The sequence below is a fragment of the Acidovorax sp. 210-6 genome, from assembly GCF_010020825.1.
Lineage (GTDB): Bacteria > Pseudomonadota > Gammaproteobacteria > Burkholderiales > Burkholderiaceae_C > Simplicispira > Simplicispira sedimenti.
The window spans coordinates 2,781,188-2,798,069 of record NZ_JAACJE010000001.1; the positions used below are offsets into that span (position 1 = coordinate 2,781,188).

General features: G+C 68.4%; 12 protein-coding genes. 6 read left to right on the top strand and 6 right to left on the bottom strand.

The window, feature by feature from the left end; all coding sequences use genetic code 11:
* Window positions 1-115: 115 nt before the first annotated feature.
* Window positions 116-1,165: a tRNA (adenosine(37)-N6)-threonylcarbamoyltransferase complex transferase subunit TsaD gene (gene tsaD / locus GWK50_RS12895; RefSeq protein WP_162016887.1), complete on the bottom strand. Its 1,050-nt coding sequence runs from the start codon at window positions 1,163-1,165 to the stop codon at window positions 116-118.
* Between the two features lie 67 nt (window positions 1,166-1,232).
* Complete coding sequence (locus tag GWK50_RS12900; protein ID WP_162016888.1) at window positions 1,233-2,909, bottom strand: methyl-accepting chemotaxis protein; 1,677 nt, start codon at window positions 2,907-2,909, stop codon at window positions 1,233-1,235.
* 142 nt (window positions 2,910-3,051) lie between these two features.
* Between GWK50_RS12900 and hpnD the strand changes: the two genes are divergently transcribed.
* Complete coding sequence (gene hpnD / locus GWK50_RS12905; protein WP_059400354.1) at window positions 3,052-3,891, top strand: presqualene diphosphate synthase HpnD; 840 nt, start codon at window positions 3,052-3,054, stop codon at window positions 3,889-3,891.
* Window positions 3,892-3,905: 14 nt separating this feature from the next.
* Window positions 3,906-5,222 (top strand): hydroxysqualene dehydroxylase HpnE, encoded by a 1,317-nt coding sequence (hpnE, locus tag GWK50_RS12910; RefSeq protein ID WP_162016889.1) that lies wholly within the window; start codon window positions 3,906-3,908, stop codon window positions 5,220-5,222.
* Between the two features lie 27 nt (window positions 5,223-5,249).
* Here the strand turns inward: hpnE and GWK50_RS12915 are convergent, their stop codons facing one another.
* On the bottom strand, window positions 5,250-5,855 hold the full coding sequence (locus tag GWK50_RS12915) for a TIGR00645 family protein (protein WP_059400356.1): 606 nt from the start codon (window positions 5,853-5,855) through the stop codon (window positions 5,250-5,252).
* A gap of 159 nt (window positions 5,856-6,014) precedes the next feature.
* A complete protein-coding gene (locus GWK50_RS12920) occupies window positions 6,015-7,775 on the bottom strand; it encodes a methyl-accepting chemotaxis protein (protein ID WP_162016890.1) in 1,761 nt (586 codons plus the stop codon).
* A 110-nt stretch (window positions 7,776-7,885) separates the two neighbouring features.
* Here GWK50_RS12920 and GWK50_RS12925 point away from each other — a divergent pair, with 110 nt between their 5' ends.
* From GWK50_RS12925 to GWK50_RS12940, 4 genes are read left to right on the top strand one after another with little or no spacing between them, the layout of a single operon-like run.
* Complete coding sequence (locus GWK50_RS12925; protein ID WP_162016891.1) at window positions 7,886-8,749, top strand: 3',5'-nucleoside bisphosphate phosphatase; 864 nt, start codon at window positions 7,886-7,888, stop codon at window positions 8,747-8,749.
* A 3-nt stretch (window positions 8,750-8,752) separates the two neighbouring features.
* Window positions 8,753-9,388 (top strand): L-threonylcarbamoyladenylate synthase, encoded by a 636-nt coding sequence (locus GWK50_RS12930; protein ID WP_162016892.1) that lies wholly within the window; start codon window positions 8,753-8,755, stop codon window positions 9,386-9,388.
* A gap of 46 nt (window positions 9,389-9,434) precedes the next feature.
* Window positions 9,435-10,103 carry a site-2 protease family protein gene (locus tag GWK50_RS12935; RefSeq protein WP_162016893.1) on the top strand — a complete coding sequence of 223 codons (669 nt, stop codon included), beginning with the start codon at window positions 9,435-9,437 and terminating at the stop codon, window positions 10,101-10,103.
* 36 nt (window positions 10,104-10,139) lie between these two features.
* Window positions 10,140-11,441 carry a tryptophan--tRNA ligase gene (locus GWK50_RS12940; protein ID WP_162016894.1) on the top strand — a complete coding sequence of 434 codons (1,302 nt, stop codon included), beginning with the start codon at window positions 10,140-10,142 and terminating at the stop codon, window positions 11,439-11,441.
* Window positions 11,442-11,499: 58 nt separating this feature from the next.
* Here the strand turns inward: GWK50_RS12940 and GWK50_RS12945 are convergent, their stop codons facing one another.
* Together GWK50_RS12945 and GWK50_RS12950 are read right to left on the bottom strand one after the other, a co-directional pair.
* The gene (locus GWK50_RS12945) at window positions 11,500-14,901 is read right to left on the bottom strand and encodes a FecR domain-containing protein (protein WP_162016895.1); all 3,402 of its coding nucleotides are present in this window, start codon (window positions 14,899-14,901) and stop codon (window positions 11,500-11,502) included.
* Between the two features lie 18 nt (window positions 14,902-14,919).
* Window positions 14,920-16,875: an adenylate/guanylate cyclase domain-containing protein gene (locus GWK50_RS12950; RefSeq protein WP_162016896.1), complete on the bottom strand. Its 1,956-nt coding sequence runs from the start codon at window positions 16,873-16,875 to the stop codon at window positions 14,920-14,922.
* Window positions 16,876-16,882: the final 7 nt, after the last annotated feature.

Genomic DNA, 16,882 nt, shown 5'->3' on the forward strand with positions numbered 1-16,882 from the left:
CAGCAGCCACCGTGCAAGGGCCGCCCCGCCGCACCGGTGGCGTCCCCCTGCCCGCATCGCGCAGCGATGCGAGAGCGGGGGGAAGGCGCCGAAGGCGACTCAGGGGGGTGTCACTTCAGCCTATAGCGTTCAAGGGCCAGCGTGGCTTGACGTCGAAGGCATAGTCGCGGTTGGCCTGCTGCTGGCCCGACTGCAGGCGCATGGCCGCAGCCAGGGCGATCATGGCGCCGTTGTCGGTGCACAGGTGCAGTTCGGGGTAGTGCACACGCACGCGGCGCTTGGCACAGGCCGCGTCAAGCTGCTCGCGCAACTGGCGGTTGGCGCCCACGCCCCCAGCCACCACGATACGTTGCAGGCCGGTTTCCTGCAGCGCCGTGAGCGACTTCTTCACCAGCACATCGACGATGGCCGCCTGCGTGCTCGCGGCCAGGTCGGCCTTGCGCGCCTCCAGATCGTCGCCGAGCTTGCGCGCCTGCGTCAGTACCGCCGTCTTCAGCCCGGCAAACGAAAAATCGAGGTTGCCGCTGTGCAGCAGCGGGCGCGGCAACTTGAAAGCCGCCGGGTCGCCCTGCAGCGCCAGGCGCGAGAGCGCCGGGCCGCCGGGGTAGCCCAGGCCCATGAGCTTGGCAGACTTGTCAAAGGCCTCGCCCGCCGCGTCGTCAATGGTTTCGCCCAGCAGCTCGTAGCGGCCCACGCCATCCACCCGCATGAGCTGCGTGTGACCGCCAGATACGAGCAGGGCGACAAAGGGAAACTCCGGCGGGTCGGCGCTCAGGAAGGGCGAGAGCAAATGCCCCTCCAGGTGGTGCACGCCCAGCACGGGCTTGCCCAGGGCCATGCCCAACGCACAGGCCACGCCCGCCCCCACCAGCAGCGCCCCGGCCAGGCCCGGGCCGCGGGTATAGGCCACCACATCCACCTCGGCCAGGCTGCGCCCGGCTTCGTTCAACACGCCCGTGGTGAGCGGCAGCACGCGCCGGATGTGGTCGCGGCTGGCCAGTTCCGGCACCACGCCGCCATAGGCCTGGTGCATCTCGATCTGACTGTGCAAGGCATGCGCCAGCAATGCGGGCACCCCGCTGCCCTGCGACTGCACCAGCGCCACGCCGGTTTCGTCGCACGAAGATTCGATGCCCAGCACCAACAGGTTTTTTTGCACTTCCATGGTGGGCGCAAGTGTAGGGCTTGCGCCCGACCCTTCAGAAGGCGGCATCGGGTTGGCTCACCCCGCCTCAGTGCTGCGACAAAGCCTTTTGTCCTGCGCCCGCGAGCGTCTCAGGCGCCATGGACTGGGCGGAGGTCACGGACACTGCGGGAGCCGCACGCCGCATCTCACTGCCCTGCTGGAGTCGGAACGTGGCAGCCAGGTGCGCCAGATTGCGCGCCTGTTCCTGCAGCGCGCTGGATGCGGCCGAGGTCTCCTCCACCAGTGCGGCGTTTTGCTGGGTCACCCCATCAAGGTGTGCCACGGCCTGGTTGATCTGGCCCAGCCCCATGGACTGCTCGCGGCTGGCGGAGGCGATCTCGTCCACGATGTCGGCCACGCGTTGAATACCGCTGACGATCTCCTGCATGGTCGCACCCGCCTGGGCGACCTGCCCGCTGCCGACCTCGACCTTGGCCACCGAGTCGGAAATCAGCGCCTTGACCTCCTTGGCCGCCTCGGCGCTGCGCTGCGCCAGGCTGCGCACCTCGCTGGCCACCACGGCAAAGCCCCGGCCCTGCTCGCCCGCGCGGGCCGCCTCCACGGCGGCGTTGAGCGCGAGGATGTTGGTCTGGAAGGCGATGCCGTCGATCACGCCGATGATGTCCACGATCTTGCGCGAGGACGTGTTGATCGCCTCCATGGTGTCCACCACCTGTGCCACCACCGTGCCGCCGCGCTGCGCCACTTCCGTGGCCGATGCCGCCAGCTTGCTGGCCTGCGCCGCGCTGTCGGCATTCTGCTGCACGGTGCCCGAGAGCTGCTCCGTGGCCGATGCCGTCTGCTCCAGTGCACTGGCCTGTTGCTCGGTGCGCGAAGCAAGATCGCGCGTCCCCGCCGCCACCTGCGTGGAAGCGCCCGCGATGGTGTCGGCGCCGCCGTGCACCTGCGCGATCACATGGTGCAGGTTGCTACGCATGGTTTCCATCTGGGTCAGCATGGCACCGATTTCATCCTTGCCTTCGGAGGCTATGCGCTGCGTCAGATCGCTGGCGGCAATGGCCACCGCAGCCGTATTGGCGGTGCGAAAGCCCGTGGCCAGGCGCGCCAACAGCAGCACGCCCATGGCCGAGGCAGGCAGGCCCAGCAAGAGGGTGGCGAGCGCAAAGACCAGCAGGCCGATTTCGTAGCGTTGCTGCGCGGCCTTGTAGGCGGCATCTGCCAGGTGAACCTGGTGATCGCGGAACCCCGCCAAGGACTTGACCAAGGTCTCACCTTCCGTGCGTCCCGCAGCCAGGAAACCGGCCATGATGTCTGGGCTGAAATTCCCCTTTTCGATCGCAGCGACCACGGCACCGAGCTTCTCGGTCCAGGCCTTGCGATGCACACGCGCGGCATCGAGCAGGCGCTTCTCGTCGGGGTCCGCAATGCCTTGATCCATGGCCTTGAACAGGTCGTCGGCCTTGGCGCGATTGGCTGCAATCGCCTCCAGGTGCATGTGGGTGGGGTGTCCGTGGATGCTGGCCAGCACACTGTCCGGGGCATGCTGGAACGCCAGCAGCACCTGCAGGCGGTTCTGCACTGTGATGTCGATGGCCTGGTCGGCCAGCAAAGCCCGGTACATGGCCTCATCGTGCAAGGTCTTAAGGCTGTCGCGCGCCGAAGACAAGCCCCAGAGGCTCACCCCGATGATCGCGGCCAGGGAAAGCCAGAAAAGGCACAGCACGATGACGAAACGTTGGGTGATCCTCAGGTTGTTCAGCATAGAAAAAATACTTCCAATGGGCAGAAGGTATTGGACAACAACACCCCGTACACCAACTTACACATTTCCGAGCACGCCACTGGGCATTTTTTGATGGCCTCTTGGAAAACCGCCTTTGGCACGCATGGGACAATCACGCCCCATGACTCCGGAACAGTACGTTCAGCAAAAGGCCGCAGCTTCAGGCAGCAGCTTCTATTACGCCTTCCTGTTCCTGCCCCGGCCCCGGCGCGAGGCCATCACAGCGTTTTACGCCTTTTGCCGCGAAGTGGACGACGTGGTCGATGAGGTCTCGGACCCTGGCGTGGCCCACCGCAAGCTGGCCTGGTGGCAGGGCGAGGTGGCCCAGGCCTTCAAGGGACAACCCACGCACCCGGTCACGCAAGCGCTGATGCGCCATGCGGGCGCCTACCAGATCGAGCCGCGCCACCTGCTGGGAGTGATCGAGGGCTGCCAGATGGACCTGGAACAAAGCCGCTACCTCGACTACCTCGGCTTGCAACGCTATTGCCACCTGGTGGCCGGTGTGGTGGGTGAGGTGGCGGCGCGCATTTTTGGCCAGACGCAGGAAGCCACCACGCAGTACGCCCACACGCTGGGGCAGGCCTTGCAGCTCACCAACATCATCCGCGACGTGGGCGAAGACGCCATGCGCGGGCGCATCTACCTGCCCGTCAACGAGTTGCAGCAGTTCGACGTCAAGGCCCACGAGGTCCTCAAGCGCGAGTATTCCGAGCGCTTTGTGGCACTCATGCGCTTTCAGGCCGAGCGTGCGCACCGCCTGTACGACCAGGCACTGGCCCTGCTGCCCGCCGCCGATCGGCGCGCGCAGAAGCCTGGGCTGATGATGGCCAGCATCTACCGCACGCTGCTGCGCGAGATCGAGCACGAGAACTTCCAGGTGCTGCACCAGCGCATCAGCCTCACGCCGCTGCGCAAGTTCTGGCTCGCGTGGAAGATGCAGGCCCTGGGCCGCATGTAGTCAGGGCCGACCCCATGCACATCGCCATTTTGGGCGCGGGCTGGGCCGGCCTGGCCGCCGCACTGGAACTGACCCAGGCCGGACACCAGGCCACCGTCTTCGAAGCCGCACGCACCGTGGGCGGCCGGGCGCGGGCGCTACCCGTGCCGCTGCCCGATGGCCGCACGCTGGTGCTGGACAACGGCCAGCACATCCTCATCGGCGCCTACTCCGAAACGCTGCGCTGCATGCGCCAGGTGGGCGTGGATGAGCAAGCCGCATTGCTGCGCCTGCCCCTGGCGCTGCGCTTTCCCGACGGCAGTGGCCTGCAGTTGCCCGATGCGCCCGCCCCTTGGAACGCCTTGCGCGGCATTGCCGCCGCACGCGGCTGGCGCTGGGCCGACCGATGGGCACTGCTGCGCACGGCCCATGCCTGGCAACGCAGCAGCTTTGCCTGCGAAGCCCAGGACACCGTGGCCGACCTGTGCCATGCCCTGCCCCAGGGCCTGAAGGACAGCTTCATCGACCCGCTGTGCGTGGCCGCACTCAACACCCCGGCGGACCAGGCCAGCGGCCAGGTTTTCCTGCGAGTGTTGCAGGACAGCCTGTTTGGCGGACGCGGCAGCAGCGACCTGCTGCTGCCGCGCCAGGATCTGGGCCAGGTGTTTCCGCAGGCGGCGCTGAAATGGCTGCAAGCCCATGGCGCACTGGTGCGTCTGGGGCAGCGCGTGCAATCGCTCGGCGCTGCACCCCAGGGCAGCGGTTGGTTGGTCGATGGCGTACCCTTTGACGCCGTGCTGCTGGCCACCCCCAGCACCGAAGCGGCGCGCCTGGTCTCGCAATGCGCGCACACCGCGCCCTATGCCTGGACCGTTGCACTGTGCGACTGGGCCGCCAGTGCCCAGGCCCTGCGCTTCGAGGCCATCACCACCGTCTATCTGCAGGCCGTGCCCGGCGCAGGGGGGCGCTCCCTGCCCCTGCCCATGCTGGCTTTGCACAGCAGCCCACAGGCACCTGCGCAGTTTGTCTTTGACCGGGGCATGCTGGGCGGCCCCAGCGGCCTGCTCGCCTTTGTGGCCAGCGCCAGCCAGGGCGAGCGTGAGCACATCACCCAGCAGGTGCTGGCGCAGGCACGCACGCAGCTGGGCCTGGTGCAGGCAGAGCCCGTGCAGACCGTGGTGGAAAAACGCGCCACCTTTGCCTGCACACCGGGTTTGCAACGCCCGACGGCCCAGGTCGCCCCGGGCCTGTGGGCCTGCGGCGACTATGTGCAGGGGCCCTACCCGGCAACGCTGGAGGGTGCGGTGCGCAGCGGGATGGAGGCGGTGCGCGGCCTGCTGGCACCGGCCTGAACCCGCCTGCGCGCAGGCGTCAGACGCTCAGTGGTCGTCCGCCGGACCGTGGGACTTGCTCAACAGCCGGTCGGTGAGCGCGATGGCCAGGGCGCTGAGCAGGAACACCACGTGGATGATGGTCTGCCACATCAGCACCTTGACGTCATAGTTGGCGGCGTTGATGAAGGTCTTGAGCAAATGGATCGAGCTGATGCCGATGATGGCCGTGGCCAGCTTGACCTTGAGCACCGAGGCGTTGACGTGGCTGAGCCATTCGGGCTGGTCGGGGTGGTCTTCCAGGTGCAGGCGGCTCACAAAGGTTTCGTAGCCGCCCACGATGACCATGATGAGCAGGTTGGAGATCATCACCACATCGATCAGCGCCAGCACCACCAGCATGATGATGGTCTCGTTCAGCGCCGTGATCTGCACATCGGTCTTGTAGCCAATGCTGGTGATCAGCGCCTGCAGCGCCTTCTCGTTGCCAAAGGCCGCCTCCAGCAGGTGCACCAGCTCCACCCAGAAGTGGAACACGTACACCGCCTGTGCCGCGATCAGGCCCAGGTACAGAGGCAACTGCAGCCAGCGGCTGGCAAAAATCAGGGAAGGCAGGGGGCGCATGGCTGCGCTCTCGCGGCGGTCTGAGGTCATGGCAAGGGGAGTGGGAAAAGGGTCGCAGATTGTAGAAGACACCGCCGCCGCCTGCCCACCCGCCAACCAACCGCCCCGCAGGGCGTAGCCATTTATATATCAAAAATGGCTACAGCGCCCATGGATAAAGCGCAAGTAGCTATATTTTTAATAGCAAATTCAGAAACTCTCCCAATCGTCGTCCTTGGGTGCCGTCGAACGGGCCGGTGCGGGCGCTGCCGCAATGCGCTGCGGCGCTGGCGCTGCAGGCGCCTTGGCGGGCTTGGTGGCACCGGGCAGTGCCGACTTGGCCCGCGCAGGTGCCGCAGCCACCTTGGGACTGGCGGGCGCTGGCGCGGAAGGACGGGCAGGTGCTGCCGGACGGTGCACCGCCAGGGCACCCACGTTGAACACCGACACCACCTCGCTCAGGCGCTGCGCCTGGTCGCGCAGCGAAGTGGCGGCGGCGGTCGATTGCTCGACCAGCGCGGCGTTCTGCTGCGTCATCTGGTCCAAGTGGGTGACGGCCTGGTTGACCTGGGCAATGCCGTCGCGCTGCTCGGTGGACGACGCGGTGATCTCACCGATCAGGTCGCTCACGCGCTGCACGCTGGCCACGATCTCGTCCATGCTTTGACCCGCCTCGGCCACCTGCTGGGAGCCGGTCTCCACGTTCTCGACCGAGGCGTTGATGAGCTGCTTGATCTCCTTGGCGGCCTCGGCGCTGCGCCCGGCCAAGGATCGCACCTCGCTGGCCACCACGGCAAAGCCCCGGCCCTGCTCGCCCGCACGCGCGGCTTCCACGGCGGCGTTGAGCGCCAGGATGTTGGTCTGGAAGGCGATACCGTCGATCACGCTGATGATGTCGGAAATCTTGCGCGAGCTGTGGGTGATCTGCTCCATGCTGGCCACCACCTGGCCCACCACCTGCCCGCCGCGCGTGGCGGCCTGCGCGGCATTGGCGGCCAACTGGTTGGCTTGGCGCGCGGTGTCGGCCGACTGGGTGACCGTGGCGGTCAGCTCTTCCATGCTGGCCGCCGTTTGCTCCAGATTGGAAGCCGTTTGCTCGGTGCGCGCCGACAGGTCCTGGTTGCCGGTCGCGATTTCGGACGAGGCCAGCGACACGGCCTCCACCCCCGTGCGTACTTCACCCACCACGCCGCGCAAGCGGTCTGCCATGCGCGAGAGGGCGCGCAGCATGTGGCCGAATTCGTCCTTGCGTTCGGAGCGCAGCTCCTGGGTCAGATCGCCAGCGGCGATTGCATCGATCATCGCGCTCGCCTGGTCCAGCGGCACGGTGATGGAACGCACCAGTTTCCAGGCCAGGGACAGAACCACCACCATCAGCAGTGCCGAGGCCATCAGCCCTTCGACGGCATAGCGCGTGCGGCGGCCCTGGGCTTCGGCCACAACCACTTCGCGGCGCTTTTGCAACACATCGACAAAGGCCTCCTGCGCCTTGAGGTACTTGGCCACCAGCGGCGTCAGTTCATCATCGGCAAAGCGCTGCGTCTCCACCGCATCGCCCGCGCCCTTGAGTTCCCAGGTCTTGGCCGTGGCCGCCAGCACGGCCTTGCGCTCGGCCAGCACCTGGTCCAGCACCGCCTTCTCCTGGGGGTCGGTGGTCTGGGCAACGATGCGCTCCTGCACCTTGTTGATGGCGCCAATGATCTCCTTGACCTTGGCGTCGAACTGCTGCGCCAGCACCGCGTCGGTGGTGACCGCCGCCCCCATCAGCATGTTCACGGCCGTCTCGGTGCTGCCCCGCCAGCGTACGGCTTCGGTGACGCGGCCTTCGATGGAAATCACCTCCTCAATGGCCTGCGCCATGGAACTGTTGGCACGGTATTGCTGGAAGCCCGAAATCACCAGCATGATGACCATGAGCACCAAAAACATGCCCCACAGCTTGCGGGACACACGGATATTGTCGAGTTGCATGGTTATCTCCGAAAGCACAGGGCGGCTGTCGCGCCCCTGTTCGTAGATTACGCCAGCCAAGCCCCCGCACAGCACCTGCGCAGGCAAGGACAAACCCGTAGAATGGACTGGTGACCCATACCTACTCCAACCCCGACCTGCACTGCCACAGCACCGTGTCCGATGGCACGCTGGAGCCTGAGGTCGTGGCGGCCAGGGCTCGGGCCAATGGGGTGGATTTGTGGGCCCTGACGGACCACGACGAGGTGGGCGGCCTGCAGCGTGCCGCCGCTGCCGCCAAGGCGCAAGGCCTGGCTTTTTTGACAGGTGCAGAGATCTCGGTCACCTTTGCCAACACCACGGTACACATCGTGGGCCTGGGCTTTGACGCCAGCGACGAACGCCTGGTGCAGGGCCTGCGCCAGACCCGCGGCGGGCGCGGCGAGCGCGCCCAGGAAATGGCAGCCCAACTGGCCCAGGTGGGCATTCCCGGTGCCTACGAGGGCGCGCTGCGCTACGTGGGCAACCCGGAGCTGATCTCGCGCACGCACTTTGCGCGCTTTCTGGTCGAGCAGCGCGTGTGCCGCGACACGGGCGAAGTCTTCCGTCGCTTCCTCACCGAAGGCAAGCCCGGCTTCGTGCCGCACCGCTGGGCCCGCCTGGGCGACGCGGTGCGCTGGATCTGCGACGCAGGCGGCGTGGCCATCATCGCCCACCCCGCCCGCTACAGCCTGAGCGCCAACGAAGAGTTTGCGCTGTTCTCCGAATTTCGCCAGCACGGCGGGCAGGGCGTGGAGGTGGTCACCGGCAGCCACACCACGGCCGAATGCGCCACCTATGCCGGCATGGCGCGTGAGTTCGGCCTGGCGGCCTCGCGCGGCAGTGACTTCCACAGCCCCGACGAATCCCACACCGACCTGGGCACGCTGCCACCACTGCCGGGCGATCTCACCCCCGTGTGGGATTTGCTGGCAGACCGCATCCAACACGCCTGACCCATGGCCCAGTATTTCGAAGTCCATCCCGAGAACCCACAGCCGCGCCTGCTCAAGCAGGCCGCTGCCCTGCTGCACAAGGGCGGCGTGCTGGCCGTGCCCACCGATTCGAGCTACGCGCTGGTGTGCCACCTGGACGACAAGAACGCCGCCGACCAGTTGCGCCGCATCCGGCAGGTGGACGACAAGCACCACCTGACGCTGCTGTGCCGCGATCTGTCGGAACTGGCCAGCTATGCCCGCGTGGACAACCGGCAGTTCCGCCTGCTCAAGCTGGCCACACCGGGGGCCTACACCTTCATCCTCGAAGCCACCAAGGAAGTGCCGCGCCGCGTGAGCCACCCCTCGCGCAAGACCATCGGCCTGCGCGTGCCCGAGCACAAGACACTGCAGGAACTGCTGGCCCTGCATGGTGCGCCGCTGCTGGCCACCACGCTGATCCCGCCCGGCGAGAGCGAGCCACTGAACGACGCCCACAGCATCCGCGAGCAGTTCGAGCATGCGCTGGCTGCCGTGGTCGATGCGGGGGCCTGCCCGTCCGAGCCCACCACGGTGATCGACCTCACCCCCATGGGCACAGGCGGCGAGCCCGAGGTGGTGCGCGAAGGGCGCGGCAGCCTGCAGGCCCTGGGCCTGTGATTGCCCCACGGCGTGGGCGGCCCCGCGCGTCTGAGACAATCGCGCGGTGGACCCTTCCAATCTCATCCAAACCGTTCTGATCTACGCCCTGCCGGTGCTGTTTGCCATCACTGTGCACGAGGCGGCCCATGGCTATGCGGCGCGCCACTTTGGCGACAACACCGCCTACATGATGGGGCGCATCACGCTCAACCCCATCAAGCACATCGACCCCGTGGGCACCATCCTGATGCCGCTGCTGCTGTACTTCGCCACCTCGGGCGCCTTCCTGTTCGGTTACGCCAAGCCAGTGCCGGTCAACTTTGGCAACCTGCGCAAGCCCAAGCAGCACATGGTGTGGGTGGCGCTGGCGGGGCCAGCGTCCAACTTTGTGCAGGCGGTGCTGTGGGCCGTGTTCCTGGTGCTGCTCGTGGGCCTGGACATCGACGAGCGCTTCTTCCTTGAAATGGCGCGCGCCGGGGTGCTGGTCAACCTGGTGATGTGGGCGTTCAACCTGTTCCCGCTGCCACCGCTGGACGGCGGGCGCATTCTGGTGGGGCTGCTGCCCTGGAAGCAAGCGCACCTGGTGTCGCGCATCGAACCCTGGGGCTTCTTCATCGTCATGGGTCTGGTGATTGCAGGCGTGGTAGGCAGCCTGTGGCTGCGCCCGCTGATGAACCTGGGCTACGGCATCATCAATCTGCTGCTCATCCCCATCACCGCATTGATGCGCTGAGCCTGTTTTTTCCTCCCTCCTGCTGACTTCATCCCCATGAGCACCACGCGCTTCCTCACCGGCATCACCACCACGGGCACTCCCCACCTGGGCAACTACGTGGGCTCCATTCGCCCCTCGGTCCAGGCGAGCCTGCGGCCCGGCGTGCAGAGCTTCTACTTCCTGGCCGACTACCACGCGCTCATCAAGTGCGAGGACCCTGTGCGCATCCAGCGCTCCACGCTGGAGATCGCGGCCAGCTGGCTCGCTGCGGGCCTGGACCCGGAGAAGGTGGTTTTCTACCGCCAGTCCGATATTCCGGAAATCCCCGAACTGACCTGGCTGTTGACCTGCGTGACCGGCAAAGGCCTGCTCAACCGCGCCCACGCCTACAAGGCAGCGCAGGACAAGAACCAGGCGGCCGGGCGCGAGCCGGACGACGGCGTGACCGCGGGCCTGTTCATGTACCCCGTGCTCATGGGCGCCGACATCCTGATGTTTAAGGCACACAAGGTGCCCGTGGGGCGCGACCAGGTGCAGCACATCGAGATGGCGCGCGACATGGGCGCCAGCTTCAACCACCTCTACGGCGAGCACTTCGTGCTGCCCGAAGCGGTGATCGACGAGCACGTGGCCACCCTGCCCGGCCTGGACGGCCGCAAGATGAGCAAGAGCTACGACAACACCATCCCGCTGTTCTGCAGCCGGGAGCAGTTGCGCAAGCTCATCCAGGGCATCGTGACCGACTCGCGCGCGCCGGGCGAACCCAAGGACACCGAAGGCTCGGCCCTGTTCCAGATCTACCAGGCTTTTGCCACCCCCGAGCAGACCGAGGCCCTGCGCCAGGCCTACGCCGCAGGCATTGCCTGGGGCGATGCCAAACAGCAGTTGTTCGAGCATGTGGACGGCATCGTGGCCCCCCTGCGCGAACGCTACGAGGCGCTGATCCAGGACCCTGCCCGCATCGAAGCCACGCTGCTGGCTGGCGCCCAGCGCGCCCGCGCAATGGCCACCCCCTTCCTGCGCGAACTGCGTGCCGCCGTGGGCCTGCGCAGCCTGGCCCAGGGCAGCAGCAACGCCAAGACCGCGAAGGCCGCCAAGACCGCACTGCCCGCCTTCAAGCAGTACCGCGAAAAGGACGGCAAGTTCTACTTCAAGCTCGTGGCGGCCGACGGTCGCCTGCTGCTGCAAAGCACCGGCTTCGACGCCCCCAAGGACGCCGGGCAGGCCATCGTGTTGCTGCAACGCGAGGGGCTGGGTGCTTTGGCAGAGCGCTGCACACTGACCGAAGGCGCGGCGCAGGCAGAGGTACAGGCCGCGCTCCAGGCCCTAGCCGAGGCCGCAGCGGCCAAGGAATAGCTATTATTTTGATAGCGCATTGCGCTTATTTCATAAGCGCTGCAGGCCAAAAACACCATTAATCCATACGGTAGCGCAGGCTGACCCACAACGCGGGCCGCACGGTGCCGTGCAACGGCGTTTGCAAGGTACCGGTCCAGGCCCAGCGGCGGTCTGCCGATTCGCGGAACAGCACCAGGTTGAGGTTCCAGCCTGCCCCCAGCGGCGACTGGGCCGCCTGGTCGGCAAAGCGCGAGCCCCGGTACACCAGGGACGCCAGGCTCAGGTCGCGCCCGCCATGGCGCCAGGCATGGGCCAGTACCGCCGTGTGGCGGGGCACACCAGGCAGCGGCAGGCCGGCATAGGCCGCACCGGTGTTGCGCGAACGGGCCCAGGTGTAGCTGGCCAGCACGCTGCGGCGCGGCGCCCACACATGGTTGACCGCCACCCCCATCTGCTGCAGGCTGCCCTGCCCGAAAAAGGGGTTGCCGTTGTAGGCATCGATCGCAATCTGGCCCGAGGCCGACACCGGCGCCAGCACATCCGCGCGGTCAGACACTGCCACGCCCATGCCGGGGATGAGCACGCGCCCATCCGGCCCCTGGGGGTTGACGATGTGCTGGCTGCTGGCCATGGCCCAGGCGAAGGTGCGCGGGTCGATCTCCCAGTCCCATTGCAGGGCACGTTTGCGTGCCAGGCTGCCCATGCGCTGGTACTGGTGGTCTGCGGCAATCGCGCCCACGGCGACTGGCGCCAGGGTGTGCGTGGCGGGTGCGTGCACGTTCTCGATGTAGGCTGCATGCAGTGCCCGGCCCGGCCCCATGTGGTACGACACGCCCACGCGGGGCCGCAGCTTGCGGGCGTACCCGGCCTCGGTGATGGCGGGCGGCAGCAGGTCGGCGCCGTCGGTCTGGCGGTAGTAGCGGCTGGTGCTGCGCACCTGCAGCTGCGGCCAGTAGGCACCGGCCTGCCAGGTCCAGGCGCCCTGGCGCCATTCGGTATCGACCCAGGGCATGTCGAATTCCACATGGGTGCTGCCCTCGGAGGCTTCCCAGGGCGTGCCTGGGTCATACAGGCCGTTGCGCGCCTGCGCCCGGGCATGTTCCCAGCCCAGGCTCCAGCGCTGCCCGGGCCACTGCACCACATGGCGCAGCATGGCGCCCTCCAGACGGTCCACCAGGCGCGAATCCTGCGGCCCCCAGTCCACCAGGTCCAGGCTGCGGGCATTGCTGTTGCGCGCATGGTGCAGCTTGAACCAGGTCTGCGCATCGGCAGACCAGCGCCAGGAGCCCCCCAGGTCGGTGCGCGTGGACGTGCCACGGGCCACGCCGTCAAAGCGGGCCGTGCCCAGGTCCAGCCCGCCGGGATAGCCTGAACGGTCGCTGCCTTGGTTGTGCACCGCAAAAAGGCCCAGACGGTCCACCGGCCGCGCCCCCCAGGCCAGATCCACCATGGGCGCCGTCAGCCAGTACGAGCCCGAAGCGCCGCGCGGCCACAGGCGCAGCCCATTGGCACGCACCAGCCAGGCCATGGGCATGGGTGCAGCGCCCAGGCCCCGCAGCACGCCATCGGCAGCCAAAGAGGTCTGCCGCGCATCGCGCCCGGCGCTGGCCACCACCACGGCTTCGGTGCCCAGCGTGCGCAGCACAGGCACCTGGCGCTCGCCCATGCCAAAGGCCAGAGGGTCGGCCAGGTAGCCCTGCATGAGCTCGGAGTTGCGGCTGAAGTCGCTTTCGTAGCGGTTGGCCATGAAGAAATGGCTGCCCGCCCACAGTGGGTAGTACGACTGCTGCGCGTAGGCACGCGCCCAGTGCTCTAGCCCGAAATCGCCCAAAGCCTTGCCCAGGTTGGCCGAGCCCTGGGCGTCGCTGGCCAGCGGGTTGAGCGATTTGAGATAGGGCAGGCGGCCCAGGGCCTCGCGCGCGGCAGCGATGGCGGCTTCGGGCTCGCCGCCGTCGTTGCGCAGGATGGATTCCACCTGCCAGGGCAGGGGGTCTTTGGGGTCGGACAGCCGCGCGCGCTCCAGGGAATCAAAGGCTGCGGCCTGCCCACCCAACCGGTATTCGGCCACCGCAAGCCAGACCTGGGCCTGGGCGTAGCGCGGCTCGATCACCAGCGCCTTGAGCAGCAAGGTGCGCGCGCCTTCGGGGTCGCCCTGCTGCAGGGCCCACAGGCCGGCACCGGCCAGGCTCACGTAATCGTCGCCCGCCAGCGCCAGGGCGGCGTCGAACCCGGCCCGCGCTTGCGGCAGGCGCAGGGCCTCGGTGGCGGCAGTGGCCTGGGTACCCCGGTAGGCGGGGTTGTCGGGTGCCAGCGCCACCGCGTGCGCCAGGGCCACTCGGGCGGCGTGCAGGTCTCCGCGCTCCTGCAACGCCCGGCCCAGCCCCCATTGCGCGGCCGCCTGGGTGGCTGCGGTCTGCGCGCGGCCCACAGCCTCGCGGTACAGCGCCAGGGCCGCATCCCCTTGGCCTTGCAGTCGCTGCCAATCTGCGTCTGCCAGCAGCAGCTCCGGTGCTTCTGGCGCCGTGGGGCGCGTGGTGTCGAGCCAGGCGCGCGCCTCGGCGCCACGGTCCAGCAACAGCAGCAGCTCCGCTCGGCGTGCGGCCGTGCGCGGGTCCTGCGTGCGCTGCCAGGCCTGCGCCAGGCGCACCTGGGCGGCCTCGGTCTGGCCGTCGGCCAGCTCCAGGTCGGCCAGGGCGAGTGCGATGGCAGCGGCCCCTTCGCCCTGCGCACCCAGCGCCAGCAATCGCTCGCGCGCCAGGCCCCATTGCCCCGCCTGCACCAGCGCACGCACATCGGCCAGTGGCCCGCCGAGGCCGGGGCGCTGGAACTCCTCCCAGCGCGTGGGGTCTGCCGGGTAGGCCGCCACCCATTGCACGCGCTGGCGCGGCTGCACCAGCAGGCGCTTGACGGGCGCCTGGCCCGGCACCACCACGCCTTGTTCGGCAGGGCCCAGCTCCACGCGGCCCTGCTCGTTGGACAGTTCCACCCGCCCCGAGAGCACGGTGAGCGTGGTGCGCCCGCCCTGTTCCACCTCCACATCCCAGTCGGTCCCGCGCACCACGGCCGTGGCTGCCGGGGTGCGCAGCTCCAGCCCAGCGGGGGCCTTCTTGGTGCGCGCCCACAGGCGCCCGGCCATCAGCTCCAGCAGCGTGCGCGTGGGCCGGGCCTCGCACAGGCGCACCTGGGCCTGTGCCGCCATGCGGATCTGCGTGCGGTCTGCCAACAGCAGCGCAGCAGACGACAGGGCCAGGGTGCGCACATCGGCCCCGCCGCCCAGGTGTTGCGACAGCACTGCGGCCTGCCAGGGGGCGGCCTCACCCGCCCGTGTCTGCCCTTGCCCCGACAGCGCCACCACCTGCGCCGCAGGCGCGCCGGGCTCCACCTCTGCGCCTGCGCATTGCGCCACCGCCTGGGCGGCGCCCCAGCAGCCCGCACCCAGCACACAAAGGGATTTCCAGGAAGGGATGGCTGACCACATGGCGGCTCTCCTTGCACATCAAACTTTGTCCAGAGCGCTGGGGGGCAGGGGCTGGCCATTTGGGCCTGAGTGCTGGGCCTCCAGCAGCCTGTGCTGCCAACGCTCGGCCTGCGTCTCCCACGGGGCGGCGCTCCCCTGGTTGCAGTGCGCACGCCAGGCGGCGCACCACTGCATGGCCTGGGCCCATTGTCCTGACTGAGCGGCCTGGCGCAAGCCCTGCGCAATCTCGGCCAGCGCCTCGTCGTCGCAAGGCGTGTACACATCGATGCCGGTGCTGCGGCCCGCCAGGCGCACGGTGTCGAGCCACAGCAGGGGCTGCGTCCATCCCGCAGCGCGGGCGGCATCGCGCAGCGCACCCGATAGCAAAATGGGTGTGCCCAGGGCCTTGTTGGCGCCTTCCAGCCGGGATGCGGTGTTGACCGCATCGCCCACCGCGGTGTAGGTGAAGCGCGCCTGCGAGCCCAGGTGGCCCACGGCCGCCTCTCCCGTGTGCAGGCCGATGCGCAGCTGCACCTGTGCAAACGGGGTTCCCCGCCACAGCCCGCGCAGCTCCTGCATGGCGGCCTGCATGTCCAGCGCGCAAGCCAGCGCATTGCGGGCATGCGCGGCGTCAGGCAGGGGCGCGTTCCAGAACGCCATGACTGCATCGCCGATGAACTTGTCCAGCGTGCCGCCGTGGCGGTGCACGCAGTCGGTCATGCGGGAAAAATAGGCGTCCAGCGCGTCGGCCACCTGCTGCACCGGCATGGCCTCGCTGGCCCGTGTGAAGCCCGCCAGGTCCGCAAACAGCAGGCTCAGTTCACGCCGTTCGCTGCGTGTGTGCTGAAAGCCGGAATGCACCAGTTGATCGACCACCGGCGCGGGCAGGTACTGTGCAAATTCGCGGCGCAGCGCCTCGCGGCCCTGGCGCTCCTGCCAGTAGCTGCTGGCAGCGCCGACGTTCAGATGCAGGGCCAGCATGGCCAGGGTGGGCAGCGCCGTCCACCACACGCCCACCACGTAGGCCAGGCCACTGCCCAGAACGGCCGCGCCGGCCAGCGCCAGGCTCCACAACGCTGCGCTGCGGCCCCGCCAGACCCGGGTGTGCAGCGCCAGCGCCACCAGCACCAGCGCCGCCTGGAGCCATGGCCCGGCGGGCGGCGCCTGCGCCACCCAGTCCCCGGCCAGGGCATTGGCCAGTGCCGTGGCGTGCAGACGCACCCCTGCCTGCGTGCCCTCACCCAGCACATGCAGCGGCGTGCGCAAGCGGTCCACTCCATCGACAGGCGTGTCCTGTCCCACCAGCAGAATTTTCCCGCGCAAGGCGCCGGGCGGCAGGGCCTGCTCGGCATCCAGTGCCTGAACGTAATGCACTGTCGGCAAGGCTGCCTCGGGGGCATAGTGGCGCAGCAAGGCGCCGGGCGGGGGCGGGCGCACCGATCGGCCTGCAGCCTGCGCCAGCACACGCCAGAAGGCATCGTCCGCATCCGGCAACCGCCGCACCACACCATCGGCATCCACCGGCATGGCCACGTTGCCGTGGCGAGCACCAGCAAAGATGGACTCCACACGCTGACGGTACTGCTGCAACTGGGTGCTTTGCACGTCCACGTCGATGCTGGCCAGCACCACCGGCAGGCTGCCTTGCAGCGCCTGCGCCAGCGCAGCATCGTCTTGCGGCGTCTGCGGGGCACTGAACAACAGGTCCCAGCCCACGGCGGCCACGCCCAGCCCGGCCAGGGCGTGGAGCATTCGGGCGTGCATCTGGCGCGGCAGGGGCGGCGACAGGCCCAAGCCGCTGAGGCTGGCTTCGTCGATGGCCACCACCGCCACGTCCACCGGTGGGTGGGCGGGCGCCGTGAAGCTGGCGAGCAGGTCGTGTTCCAGGCGCTGCAAGGGCCCCCACAGCGGTGACACCCACAGCAGCGCCAGCAGCACCAGGCTGCCCAGCACGCGCGGCACCCACAGGCGCCAGGCAAGGGAAGCTGCGTCCATGCCAACA